Source organism: Cribrihabitans neustonicus, assembly GCF_048820895.1.
In the GTDB taxonomy this organism is placed as follows: domain Bacteria; phylum Pseudomonadota; class Alphaproteobacteria; order Rhodobacterales; family Rhodobacteraceae; genus Cribrihabitans_A; species Cribrihabitans_A neustonicus.
Genome location: NZ_JBMERQ010000001.1, coordinates 779,701 through 792,692 on the forward strand (window position 1 = coordinate 779,701; position 12,992 = coordinate 792,692).

At 66.1% G+C, this 12,992-nt stretch carries 11 protein-coding genes; 7 read left to right on the forward strand and 4 right to left on the reverse strand.

Annotation, left to right across the window (positions count from 1 at the left end):
* Positions 1–32: 32 nt before the first annotated feature.
* From ACOHWE_RS03725 to ACOHWE_RS03755, 7 genes are all read left to right on the forward strand, one after another.
* A complete protein-coding gene (locus tag ACOHWE_RS03725; RefSeq protein WP_420664210.1) occupies positions 33–827 on the forward strand; it encodes a YggS family pyridoxal phosphate-dependent enzyme in 795 nt (264 codons plus the stop codon).
* Positions 828–906: 79 nt separating this feature from the next.
* Positions 907–1,728, forward strand: a complete 822-nt coding sequence (locus tag ACOHWE_RS03730; RefSeq protein ID WP_420664211.1) for an arginase family protein — start codon at positions 907–909, stop codon at positions 1,726–1,728.
* 124 nt (positions 1,729–1,852) lie between these two features.
* Positions 1,853–2,665, forward strand: coding sequence for a YqcI/YcgG family protein (locus ACOHWE_RS03735; RefSeq protein WP_420664213.1), 813 nt, complete (start codon positions 1,853–1,855; stop codon positions 2,663–2,665).
* A 70-nt stretch (positions 2,666–2,735) separates the two neighbouring features.
* Positions 2,736–3,662, forward strand: a complete 927-nt coding sequence (locus ACOHWE_RS03740) for a DMT family transporter (protein WP_420664215.1) — start codon at positions 2,736–2,738, stop codon at positions 3,660–3,662.
* A gap of 124 nt (positions 3,663–3,786) precedes the next feature.
* Positions 3,787–4,767, forward strand: coding sequence for a cysteine synthase A (gene cysK, locus ACOHWE_RS03745; protein WP_420664216.1), 981 nt, complete (start codon positions 3,787–3,789; stop codon positions 4,765–4,767).
* 15 nt (positions 4,768–4,782) lie between these two features.
* Positions 4,783–5,922, forward strand: a complete 1,140-nt coding sequence (gene metX / locus ACOHWE_RS03750) for a homoserine O-acetyltransferase MetX (protein ID WP_420664217.1) — start codon at positions 4,783–4,785, stop codon at positions 5,920–5,922.
* A gap of 52 nt (positions 5,923–5,974) precedes the next feature.
* Positions 5,975–7,228 carry a Zn-dependent hydrolase gene (locus ACOHWE_RS03755; protein ID WP_420664218.1) on the forward strand — a complete coding sequence of 418 codons (1,254 nt, stop codon included), beginning with the start codon at positions 5,975–5,977 and terminating at the stop codon, positions 7,226–7,228.
* 51 nt (positions 7,229–7,279) lie between these two features.
* Here ACOHWE_RS03755 and ACOHWE_RS03760 read toward each other — a convergent pair whose 3' ends face one another.
* From ACOHWE_RS03760 to ACOHWE_RS03775, 4 genes are all read right to left on the reverse strand, one after another.
* Complete coding sequence (locus ACOHWE_RS03760) at positions 7,280–9,259, reverse strand: CocE/NonD family hydrolase (RefSeq protein ID WP_420664220.1); 1,980 nt, start codon at positions 9,257–9,259, stop codon at positions 7,280–7,282.
* A 261-nt stretch (positions 9,260–9,520) separates the two neighbouring features.
* A complete protein-coding gene (locus tag ACOHWE_RS03765; protein WP_420664222.1) occupies positions 9,521–10,924 on the reverse strand; it encodes a TRAP transporter large permease in 1,404 nt (467 codons plus the stop codon).
* 5 nt (positions 10,925–10,929) lie between these two features.
* Positions 10,930–11,580 (reverse strand): TRAP transporter small permease subunit, encoded by a 651-nt coding sequence (locus ACOHWE_RS03770; protein ID WP_420664223.1) that lies wholly within the window; start codon positions 11,578–11,580, stop codon positions 10,930–10,932.
* 84 nt (positions 11,581–11,664) lie between these two features.
* Entirely contained in the window at positions 11,665–12,681 is a 1,017-nt protein-coding gene (locus ACOHWE_RS03775) for a C4-dicarboxylate TRAP transporter substrate-binding protein (protein WP_420664225.1), read from the reverse strand.
* Positions 12,682–12,992: the final 311 nt, after the last annotated feature.

Below are 12,992 nucleotides of genomic sequence, written 5' to 3' on the forward strand. Positions count from 1 at the left end.
CGCTGTCACGAAACCGGGAAGTGAACAAAAGCATGCAGACCGACGCCGAGGAACGTTTCGGAAAAGACCCGCAGCTGCTGATCCGCCGCTGCCACGCCGATGTGCTCGCCCGCATAGCGGCCGCCTGCACCGCGGCGGGCCGTCACCCGGGCAGCGTGCGGCTGCTGCCGGTGACCAAGACAGTGCCAGCCGGGATACTGCGCCAGGCCCACGCCGCCGGACTGGACCAGTTTGCCGAGAACAAGGTGCAGGAAGCCCGCGGGAAGGTGGAGGCGCTGGCGGACCTTCCGCTGCGCTGGAGCATGGTGGGGCACCTGCAAACCAACAAGGCAAAATACGTCGCCCGCTTCGCCAGCGAGTTCCAGGCGCTGGACAGCCTCCGGCTTGCGGCGGAGCTCGACCGGCAGCTGGAGCTCGCCGGGCGCACCCTGCCGGTCTTCGTGCAGGTCAACACCTCCGGTGAAGCCAGCAAGTACGGGCTTGCCCCTTCGGAACTGCCTGCCTTCCTCAATGCGCTCGCGGCCTATCCGCGGCTGGAACCGCAAGGCCTGATGACACTGGCCCTGTTCCACGGCAGCCGCGACCAGGTGCGCGGCTGCTTCCGCCTGCTGCGGCGCCTGCGCGACGAGAACCTGGCGGCCCATCCTTCGGTCAAAGGCCTGTCGATGGGCATGACCGGCGATTTCGAGGATGCAGTGCGCGAAGGCGCCACCGTGGTGCGCGTGGGCCAGGCGATCTTTGGCGCCCGGCCCACGCCCGACGGCCATTACTGGCCCGGCACCGCTCCCGCTGTCGACCACTCGCCTACCAAACCCGCCATTACCTAACCCCTGCCAGCAGGCCCCGGCCCAGCTGGAAGGCCGCAGGCGGCAAGAAGACAAGCCATTGAAATAAAGGATAACCCACATGGAATTTAACCTGATCGTATCGCAAGGCCGGGCGGCCGACAAAACCGCGCAGACCATCAAGGGCGCTGCCCTGACCGCGGCCGCCCTGGAGGCTGCTTTCGGGGTGAAGGCCGTCTCGGTTGGCGAGCCCTCGCCCCCGGCCGAGGACGACTGGACCGACAGCCTGCCCCAGGCCAAGCCTACGCTGGAGGCAGTGCGCGACGCCGTCAGCCGCAGCGTTGAAAGCGGCAAGCTGACTGTTCTGGCCTCCAATACCTGTTCGATCAGCCTCGCCTCCCTTCCGGTACTGGCCGAGCACCACCCGGACGCGGTGCTGCTCTGGATCGACGCCCATGGCGATTTCAACACGCCGGATACCACTGATACCGGCTATCTCGGCGGTATGGTGGTGGCGGCAGCCTGCGGGTTGTGGAACAGCGGCCATGGCGCCGGACTCAAGGCCAGCCAGGTAATCTTCGCCGGCGCCCGCGACATCGACCCGCTGGAAGCAAAACTGATCGAAAAGGCCGGCGGGCAGATCCTGACGGCGGCGGGCTTTTCCCCGGAAGCGGTGCTGAAGGCTGTGGGCGGCCGCAAGGTCTGGATTCACATCGACTGGGACGTGCTGGAGCCTGGCCATATCCCGGCCGACTACAAGGTTCCCGGTGGCCTGCTGCCGAAGCAGCTGCGGGCGCTCCTTGCAGCGCTGCCGTCCGGGCAGGTGCTGGGGCTGGAACTGGCGGAATACCAGGTTCCCGCCGATGCCGGCCAAGCCGAGGCCGCGCTCGCCGCCATCGTCGACACGGTTACGCCGCTGCTCGACCGGGTCGAAGCCGCCTGAGCCCCCCACTGGGTGTCGCAGCGAACAGCGCCCGCAGGACGCCCAGCGCACCTGCGGCGGCGGACACGTCTTGCCCTCCGTTCCGCCGCCGCAGGCTATTGCCCCAGTCCAGAGAGGACCTCTCATGTATTCTGATATTGCGCTTGAAAAACAGGCGGGCAAACGCCGCGTCTCCACCGGAACCCTGTACCTGCAGCCCGAGCTCTACGGCGAAGACATCACCGCCAGCGCCTGGCAGCAAAGGGCGCTGGCGGATTTCGCCAGCCGCGCAGGCGACGAGGCTTTCCCCTGCCTGTTCTGCCGCAAAGCCTGGAAGGACGGCACCATCCGCTTCCTGTTCGCAGAATGCGGGCCGGACCTGGAATATGACGATCTCCTCCTGGGGCTCACCGACTACACAAATTTCGTGCAGCGCACCGATATCAAGGACCGGCTGCTGACGCCCCTGGTGGTGTTCTTCGAGACCTCGCGGCTGCAGAGCGGCCCGCTGCACACGCTTGGCTGGGACATTCTGAACTGGGTGCACCGCATGGATCCGGCGCCCTGGCCCGCGGACGTGCCGGACGAACCGGACCAAGCCGACTGGAGCTTCTGCTTCAACGGTGTGCAGCTCTTCGTAAACATGAGCTCGCCCGAGCACGAGGCCCTGCGGAGCCGCAACCTCGGAGGCTGCCTCACCTTTGTCATTAACCCGCGGGAAAACTTCGACGCGCTCGCCAGCCTGAAAACCCGCAGCGGCAAATTGGTGCGCGAGCGCATCCGGGCCCGTGTCGCCGCCTTTAACGGCGGGGCGGTTCCGCAGGAGCTGGGCTTCTACGGCGACGAGAACAACCGCGAATGGATGCAGTACCAGTTGGAGGAAGACAGCTTGCCACGGCCTGCCGCCTGCCCCTTCAGCCCCCGCAAATCCCTTTTGAAAAAACCCGGGAGCGCATGAACCACCGCTGCGGCCCGCTGTGGGCTGCCGCGGCGCACGTCTCGCCCCCGCCCCAATCTGGAGAACTGAAATGACTGACCTCACCGACCAGCGCCGTGGTCTATTGGAGATGATCGCCGCCATGATCGTCATGGGCACCGTTGGCTACTTCGTGCTGGAATCCGGCCTCGACGCCCATAACGCGGTATTCTTCCGCTGCCTGTTCGGCGCCCTGTTCCTGGCACTCTACTGTTTTGCCCGCGGCCTGTTCCGCAACACCGGGCTGACCCGGGCGACCCTCCTGATCGCAGGACTGAGCGGCGTGTTCCTGGTGCTGAACTGGATCATGCTCTTTGCCTCCTTCAGCTTTGCCTCGATCTCCACCGCCACGGTGGTCTACCACACCCAGCCGCTGTTCTTCGTGATCATGGGGGCGATGTTCCTTGGCGATACCGTGACCAAGGATAAGCTCGCCTGGATCGTCATCGCCTTTGCCGGCGTGGTGCTGATCGTCGGCCCTGACATGGAGGACCTCAGCCTTGCGTCCAGCCACCTGGCCGGCGTCGGCCTCGCGATCTCGGCGGCGGTCTTCTACGCCATCACCTCGATCATCGTGAAGCGGCTGAAGGGAATCAAGCCGCATCTGATAGCCCTGATCCAGGTCTCGGTTGGTGCGGTGATGCTGGTTCCTTTCGTGAACATTGGCGCGGTGCCCTCCTTCACCGGCGCGCAGTGGAGCGACCTTCTGATCCTCGGCGCCTTCCACACCTGTCTCACCTACATCCTGATGTATTCGGCCTTCCAGCGCCTGCCCACTCCCCTGATCGCCGTGCTCTCCTACATCTATCCTGTGGTCGCGATCGTGGTGGACTACCTCGCCTACGGCAAAGCGATGCACGGCCTGCAGATCGCTGGCGGGCTGATGATCCTCTTTGCAGGCTACGCCGTGAACCAGAACCTGCCGATCCTGAGCCGGCCCCGGATCGGCGCGCTGCGCACATCGCAAAGCCGCGACTAGGCCATCCGTGCCAAGCGTTCGCGGCAGGCCGCCCCCCGGACCTGCCGCCCCCTGATCTCTCCCGACCTCCCTTCCCGTTCCACGACCCCGCGCCGCCAGGGCGCCGCTAGACAGGATGACTGCAATGGCAATCTTCGACTCGATCCTCGACACCATCGGCCGCACCCCGATCGTCCGTTTGAATCACATCGCCCCCAAGCACGTGACGATCTACGCCAAGGCCGAGTCGTTTAACCCCGGCGGCTCGGTCAAAGACCGGCTGGCGCTTTCGGTGGTGCTTGACGCTGAACGCAAGGGCCAGCTGAAACCGGGCGACACTATCATCGAATGCACCTCCGGCAATGTCGGCATTGCGCTGGCGATGGTAGCAGCAGCGCGCGGCTACAAGTTCGTCGCGGTGATGGGAGAGAAATACTCGATCGAGCGGCGCAAGCTGATCCGCGCCTACGGCGGCAAGGTGATCCTGTTCCCCAGCGAGCTGGGCAGCAGCGGCGGCAACAAGATCGCCGACGACCTGGCCGAGCGCCACGGCTGGTTCCGCGCGCGCCAGTTCGACAACCCTGCCAACCCGCATTACCACCGCGTCACCACCGCTTCCGAGATCCTCAGCGATTTTGCAGGCAAGCGGCTGGACTATTTCGTGACCGGCTTCGGCACCAGCGGCACGCTGACCGGTGTCGGCCAGATGCTGCGGTTGGCGCGCCCCGATGTGGAGATCGTGGCGACTGAACCTGCCAATGCCGCGATCCTTCAGGACAAGACGTGGAACGTGCACGAGATCCAGGGCCTGGCCCCCAACTTCGTGCCCAGCGTGCTGGACCCCAGCGTGATCGGCGAGCTGCGCAAGGTGGATCAGGTGGTGGCCCGCGACACCGCCCGGCGCCTTTCTACCGAGGAGGGCATCTTCACTGGCATCTCAGCCGGGGCCGCGGTGGCCACCGCGCTCGACGTGGCCAAAACCGCCCCTGAAGGCTCGGTGCTGCTGGCGATGCTGCCGGACACTGGCGAGCGGTACCTCTCGACCTTCCTCTTCGACGGGCTGAACGAGGGCTCGGACGATGAATGGCTGGCCGCGCTCGAGCCCCAGTTCGAATACGAAGCCTGAGACGGGGGCGGAGCGATGAACAACTTCACCCCGCCCGACAGCACCTGCGAGATCGTGCCCCCGGCCTCGCGCTTCCTCACCCTGCCCGGTCCCTTCGCGATTAAGCACGGCGGCGAACTGCGCCAGCTGCGCATCGCCTATGAAACCTGGGGCCGGTTGTCGCCTGCGAAGGACAATGCGATCCTGATCCTGGCCGGGTTCTCCGCCAGCGCCCACGCGGCGTCGCAGGCGGACGACCCCGGCCCCGGCTGGTGGGAACAGATGATCGGCCCGGGGAAGCCCATCGACACGGACCGCTGGCACGTCATTTGCGTCAACGCACTCGGCAGCTGCTTCGGCTCCACCGGCCCGGCTTCCTTGAACCCGTCAACCGGGCGGCCTTACCGGCTGGATTTCCCCGCCGTCGCCATGGAGGACGTGGCCGATGCCGCGGCTTGTGTGGTGGAGGCGCTGGGAATCCGCCAGCTCGCCTGCCTGATCGGCACCTCAATGGGCGGCATGAGCGCCCTGGCCTACCTCAGCCGGAATCCGGGCAGCGCCCGCAGCCATATCAACATCTCCGGCGCTGCTCAGGCCGCGACTTTCGCCATTGCCCTGCGTTCACTGCAGCGCCAGGCGATCCGCAGCGATCCGGATTGGGCCGGCGGACGCTACTCAGAGGCGCGCTACCCGGAGAATGGTATGCGGATTGCCCGAATGCTCGGGATGCTTTCCTACCGCTCGGCTGCGGAATGGCAGCAGCGCTTCGCCCGTGACCGGGTCAGCCCGGCAGCAGCTGGCGGAGCGCCTTTCCTGCCAGAGTTCATGGTGGAGAGTTACCTGCAGCACCACGCCGACCGCTTCATCGGCCGCTACGACCCGAACTGCTACCTCTACCTCAGCCGTGCCATCGACCGCTTCGACCTCGCCGAAATCGCGGGCGGCGATCTGAGCCTCGCGCTGTCGCAGCTTGTCTTGCAAAAGGCCCTGGTGATCGGCACCGCAAGCGACGTGCTGTTCCCGCTCTGGCAGCAGGAGCAGATCGCCGCAGGGCTGAGTGCGGGGTCCGTCCCGACCGAAATGGTGCACCTCCACTCGGACCACGGCCATGACGCCTTCCTCAGCGATTTCGGCCAGCTGATCCCGGCCGTGGACCGCTTTCTTGCATCGCTGTGAGAGGCGCCACTTCGCATTGCCACCCACAGAAGACCTTATGAAAGGACACGACATGCTAGACGCGGCAACCCGCACGGCGCGCATCAACATCGACAGACTCTGGGCCGCCATCGCAGAGATGGCGCTGATCGGCCCCGGCGTGGCCGGCGGCTGCGACCGGCAAACACTCACGGACACGGATTCCGAGGCCCGCGCCCGCTTCGCTACCTGGTGCGAAGCCGAGGGCATGAGCATCGGCGTCGATGACATGGGCAACATGTTCGCCCTGCGTCCGGGCACCGATCCCGAGGCCGATCCGGTGTACCTCGGCTCGCATCTGGATACCCAGCCCACAGGCGGGCGCTATGATGGTGTGCTGGGCGTGCTCTCCGCGCTGGAGGTGGTGCGGGTGATGAACGAACAGGATATACGCACCTCCCGCCCCATCGGCATCGTGAACTGGACCAACGAGGAAGGCGCACGCTTCGCGCCCTCGATGCTGGGCTCAGGAGTGTTTGCCGGCGCGTACACGCGCGCCTATGCCCACAGCCTGACAGATCAGGACGGTAAGACATTGGGCGATGAGCTGCAGCGGATTGGCTGGATGGGCGCGGAACCCGTGGGCGCGCGGCCGATGCATGCCTATCTGGAGTATCACATCGAACAGGGCCCGGTGCTGGAGGCCGAGGGCAAATCGGTGGGCGTCGTCACCCATTGCCAGGGTTTTTCCTGGCTGGAGATCACGCTTACCGGCCGCGAGGCGCATACCGGCTCCACCCCGATGACGATGCGTTCGAACGCGGGCCTCGCGATGGCCCGGATCATGGAGATGGTGCAAGACCTGGCAATGCAGCATCAGCCCGATGCGGTGGGCAGCGTCGGCCAGGTGTTCTTCTCCCCCAACTCGCGCAACGTGCTGCCGGGCAAGGTGGTCTTCACCGTCGATGTGCGCTCCCCTGATCCCGCAAAGCTCGACATGCTGCACGACGCCGTGGAGCAGAGAGCAAAGGAAATCGCCGCCGCGCTCGGCGTGGGCATCTCCATCGCTCCGGCAGGCCGGGTCACCCCGGTCACTTTCGACCCCGCGCTGGTGGCCATGGTGCGCGAGGCCGCGCAGGCGCTCGGAGTGAGCCATATGGACCTGATTTCCGGGGCGGGCCATGACGCCTGCTGGATGGCCAAAGTGCTGCCAGCCACGATGATCATGTGCCCCTGCGTCGGCGGTCTGTCCCATAACGAGGCAGAGGAGATCTCACCCGAATGGGCCGAGGCGGGCGCCAACGTTCTGCTGCACACAGCGCTGAGCGCCGCCGGCGCCCAGCTCTAAACGGCCTTTGCCGTGCCGGCGCATCGCACGCGCGGGCACGGCTTTCCCTTTTTACAGAAGCCCGCGCGGAATGGTCTCCCGCCATTCCCGGCTCAGCACCCCGCTGCCCTCCTCCCCTTCCGCCGCCCGCAGCCGGCGCCAGAGGTAGAAGCTCTCGGCGTCGCAGGTCATTCGGCTCTCCGTCTCGACCGCCACCTGCCAGGGTCCGCGCTCAAAGGTGAACTGCCAAGCGGCCTCGAACCGGGCCGAGGCCGGGTCGTCCGGGTGTATGCTGTAATGCATCCGCACCTGGCTTCCCGCCGCCAGACCGTGGTCCGGGTTCCGCGCCTTGCCGTAGTCGTCGAATGTATCCAGCGCCACGCGCCCGTCCGCGCCCACACTGTGGCGCGCGGTCCCGGAAGGCGCGCGCAGCTCTTCTGCCGCAAGCTGCGGGAAGTCCCGCGCCGGGTCGGGCGCGGCCGGGTCAATCTCCTCTGCCACCCGCCGCACCGGCAGGAGGAGGGCTGAACGCGCAAGGTCCAGCGTCACCTCCGCCCGCTCCGGCGCGGGCCAGACAATGGGCCAGTAGGAGGTGGAGAGCGCCAGCCGCAGGACATGGCCCGCCCGCAGATGGTGCGCGCATTCGTTGAGCTCAATCTCCGCCTCATAGGCCTGCCCCGGCACCAGCGCTTCCGGAGTCTCATGGCTCGCATGATGAGTGAGGTTCAGCGGCCGGTAAGTGATCCGCTGCGAGACGCCCTTGGGCGAGACATCGCAGAGCCGCGCCACGAGCTGCGCCACCGGCCTGTCGGCGCTGAAGGCAATCTTCAGCCGCGCCCGGCCCAAGAGCTCCAGCGGCGCCTCCAGCGGCGCGCTGTCAAAACACAGCGACATGGCATCATCCGCCGCCTGATCGCCCGGCAGCTCGTTGTCGATGCGTATGCCGGGGCAGAAATAGCCGCCTGCCGCACCAACGTGGGCGGGGGTGTTCACCACGGGCTGCCCCTTGGACGGGCCATCGGCAAATCCGCCGGGCGCCAGATGCCAGGCCTCTGGCTGTACATTGGGCGATGGCCATTCAGCCTCCGCCACCCAGTGCCCCTTGCGCGGGGAATTGGTGGCCTGCGGGTCGAAATGCTCCAGCATGAAGGTGCGGTAATCCGGCAGGGTCTCCGCACCGGTCTCCTCTTCTTTCAGCCAGCGCCCGAACCAGCGCAGCACCTCGCCGTGGAAGTCCGAGGCCTCCAGCTTCGAGATATGGCCATAGCGGTGCTCCCACGGCCCGATCAGCGCCTTGGCGGGCGCGTGCAGGTTCGCGGCCAGCGCGGGCGGTGCGTTCACGTAGGCATCGGCCCAGCCGGTGACTGCCAGCACCGGCGCCTCGATCGCGGACCAGTCCTCGCAGACCGAGCCGTGCTTCCAGAAGCCGTCCCGCACCGGGTGGCGCAGCCAGTCCGCGGCGGAGAACGGCACCTTCTCCAGGCGCCGCAGCCAGTCCTCGCGCCAGTCCGGGCGCAGCTCGGGATCGGCGGGGCGGGTCAGATAGGCAAACATCTGGCTGCCCCAGTTCATGTTGTCGCTCAGCAGGCAGCCGCCCATGAAGTGGATGTCGTCGGCGTAGCGGTCCACGGTGGAGGCGACGGTCACCACCGCCTTCAGTGCGGGCGGGCGCCGGTGCGCAAGCTGCAAGCCGTTGAAGCCGCCCCAGGAGATGCCGATCATGCCGATCCGCCCGTTGCACCAGGGCTGCGCCGCGATCCATTCGAGCACCGCCTCGCCGTCGCGCAGTTCCTGCTCGGAATATTCGTCATCAAACCGCCCCTCGCTGTCGCCGGTACCGGCAATGTCTACGCGCACGCAAGCATAGCCTTCGGCGGCAAATACCGGATGCGTGGTGGCATCCCGCGGCGCGGTGCCGTCGCGCTTGCGGTAGGGCAGGTATTCGAGGATCGCGGGCGCGGGGTTTTCGCCGTCCGGCAGCCAGATCCTGGCGGCCAGGCGGCGCCCGTCCGGCAGTGCAATCCATTGCTTCTCGATCACGGTTATGGTCATGCCCTGCCCTCCCTTGGCGGTTTCCCGCAGGTAACCCCATATTCGCTGAAACCGAAAGAGGGCAGCGCGGGACAAGGCCGTGAGGCCGCCGCGCATCGCCGCCGCGCCCCCATGCGGCGGCGGTGCCCGGCTGATCTCATTGCGGCGGCGTTGTATGTGCGGTCCGGCTTGGATCGGCAACGTTGATCCAGAGACGGCAAAAGACCCCGAGGACATCCCCGGGGCCTTTCTCAATACTCAATGGGCGCCTGCCGGGCCTGCCTACCCCGCCAGCGACGGCAGGTAGAGCACGATGCCCGGGAAGGCCACCAGAAGCGCGATGGTCGCGGCATCGGCGACGAAGAAGGGCATCACCCCGCGGAACACGTCCTGCACGCTCAGATCCTCGCGCACGCCCGCCACCACGAAGCAGTTGAGGCCGATCGGCGGGGTTATCAGGCAGAACTCCGCCATCTTCACCACCAGGATGCCGAACCAGATCGCGCACATGGTGCCGTTCATGCCAAAGGCGCTGTCCGCGGCGGACACCGCCTCGCCGCCGTTAAGCGCCATCACCGCCGGGTAGACCACCGGCAGCGTCAGCAGCAGCATCCCGATTGCGTCCATGAACATGCCCAGCACCGCATAGGCCAGCAGGATGCAGATCAGGATCACCATCGGCGGCATTTCGAGCGAGGTGATCCAATCCGAAAACGCCCCCGGCAGATCGGCAAAGCCGAGGAAGCGGACGTAGATCAAGACACCCCAGATGATGGTGAAGATCATCACGGTGAGCTTCGCGGTCTCCAAGAGCGCCGATTTCAGCTCCGCCCACTTCATCCCGCGCGCGACCGCCATGCAGAACACCACAAAGGCCCCCAGCGCGCCGCCCTCGGTCGGCGTGCCCCAGGCGTCGCCGCCAAAGGGGTTGTAGACAAAGCAGATGATGATCACGACGACAAAGATGATCGGCAGCGCGCCAGGCAGCGAGGCAAAGCGCTGGCCCCAGGTGAAACCGCGCACCGGCGGGCCGACGGATTTGAAGATCACCGCGATGCCGACAATCAGCATGCCATAAATTACCGCCGAAAACGCGCCCGGGATGAAGCCTGCAAGCAGCAGCTTGCCCACGTCTTGCTCCACGATAATTGCATAGATCACCAGGATCGCCGAGGGCGGGATCAGCGAAGCGAGCGTGCCCCCTGCCGCGACCACACCCGCGGCAAAACGCTTGTTGTAGCCGATCGCCAGCATCTCCGGGATAGCGATGCGGGCAAAGACGGCGGAAGTGGCGACGGACGCGCCGGACACCGCGGCAAAGCCCGCGGTGGCAAAGACGGTGGAGACCGCAAGCCCGCCCGGCAGCCAGGCAATCCAGCGTTTCGCGGCGGTGAACAGCGCGCGGGTGAGGCCTGCGTAATAGGCAAGATAGCCGATCAGGATGAAGGTCGGGATCAGGCTCAGCGCCTGGCTTGACACCTTGGAATGCGGCACCTGGCCCGCGATCTTGACCGACACGGTGAGCGCCTTTCCAAACCGGGCCGGGTCATAGCCGAATTTAGCCCAGAAGATCCAGATCAGGCCAATGAGCCCGGCAAGCCCCGCCGCAAAAGCGACCCGCATGCCCAGCACCACCATCGCCAGCAGGCCGCCGGTCACCCAGAGGCCGATTTCAATGGGTTCCATGCGCCCTACTCCTGCCCGCTGCCATAGTTGTCATGGCCTTGCATCTGCTCCGCCTCAGCTGCGGCATGCTCCGCCGCGCTTTGCACCAGCGGCACCGCAGGCGGCGTCTCCAGCCCCATTACCATTGCGCGCCCATAGCCCCAGACCTGCAGCACAAGCCGCAGCCCCAATACCGCAAAGGCCACCGGAGCCAGCAGCTTTGCGGGCCAGATCGGCAGGCCGATGTCGATCGAACTGTCGCGGCTCCACATCGGCGCAGCGAAATCGAATGAGCGCGCGAAATGCGCCCAGCTTCCCCAGACCAGCGCCGCAATCAGGAGCAGGATCAGCAGGACCGAGACCAGCTCGAACAGCCACAGCGCCCGTCCCCTGAGCGAGCCGATGAAGATGTCCATCCGGATATGCCCGCCGTCCCGCTGCACATAGGCGATGCCCATGAAGGCGATGAGCGGCATGATCTGCTCGATCCAATCCACATAACCCGGCAGCGGCGCGTTCATCGCATTGCGCCCGCCGACCGAGATCACCGCGAGGACCATCAGCGAAAACACCGCCAGCCCGCTGAGCAGCGCCAGCAGCCGCTCCAGTTTCAATAGCTTCCGGTCCAGCCTGCTGATCAGGCTGCCGTCCTCCAGGACCGCTGCGCTGCCTGCCATGGCCTGCGCCCCCTTGTTGTCCGATAGAAAAAGAACGGAGGGCCGGCGCCCAACGGCGCGGCCCTCCGGGATTCATGCGCGCGATCAGTTGCTCGCGCGGGTCTGTTCCAGCGTGTCCTGCACCAGGTCATAGAGCTCCTGCGCGGGCAGGCCCTGCGCGCTCATGTCCTGGATCCACTGTTCGCGGATCGGGTCGGCGGCCACCTTGCGGAACTCGGCCAGCTCGTCCTCGGAGATGGTCACCTTCTGCACGCCTTTTTCCTCCAGCACACTGTCCCACTTGTCCAGCAGCGCGCCGTAGTTGGCCAGGTAATGGTCGATCGCTTCTTCGACCGAGCTTTCCAGCGCCTCGCGCTCTGCGTCGCTCAGCGCCTCATAGGCATCGGTATTGACCACTACCGGGCAGTTCACGGTGCCGGGGTTCAGGTTTTCGGTCCACCACTCAGCCTTGTTGATGGTGCCAAAGCTCAGATGCGCATGCGGCGCGAAGGCCACGGTATCGACGACTCCGGATTCCATCGCGTTATAGGCTTCGGTTGCGGTTACTGAAGTCGGCACCGCGCCAACGGCAGAGAACGCCTGGCCGATGCCGCCGGTGGCGCGCACCCGCATGTCCTTGAACTCGGCCAGCTCGTCGCGCGGCTCGCCGGTGCCAACGATATTGTACTGCGGCATCGGCGAGGTCATCAGCAGCTTGGCGTTCCAGCGGGCCAGGTCCTCTTGCACCGCCGGATGGTCATAAACCGCATGGCTGACGGCGACCTCTTCCTTCAGGGTCTTTACACCCAGGAACGGCAGTTCCAGCACGGTGATTGTGGGGTTCTTGTCACGGTGATAGCCGGCGCAGAACTGCGCCATCTCGAAGGCGCCGATGGAGATGCCGTCGAGGTTTTCCTTGTTCTTGGAAAGCCCGCCGTAGCTGATGTTCATGGTGAACTCGCCGTTGGTCTTTTCGCTCACCAGCTCGGCCAGCTTTTCCACATGTTCTGTGAAGGCGCGGCGCTTGCCCCAAAGCGACACGTTCCACTCGGTGGCCGCGGCTTCGCCCGCTATAGCACCGCCGATGGTTGCCGCAATGGCGGCAGTCAGAAATTTGTTCATGATGTAACTCTCCCGTATTGCGTCCTTTTTGCCGGCAGACAGCCCCGGGCAGCGGACGCTTGACGCCAAGCTAGCGGCAAGCCGCCGCCCTGCCAACCCCTTGGCTCATGCTTGGCAGGCGGCGACTCGCGCCAGGCTCGCGCAGGCCGCGGCGGACCTGCGCGCACATTATGCCGCAGGCCCGCCGCGGCGCATGCGGGCCGCCGCGGCCCCGAGGGAGGCCCCGCGGCGCCCTTGCCGCATCCGTGGCAGCGGGGCCGCTTTACAGCCAAGTCCCTGAATCGCAGTGGCGCGCTGAAGCCCCTGGGTAG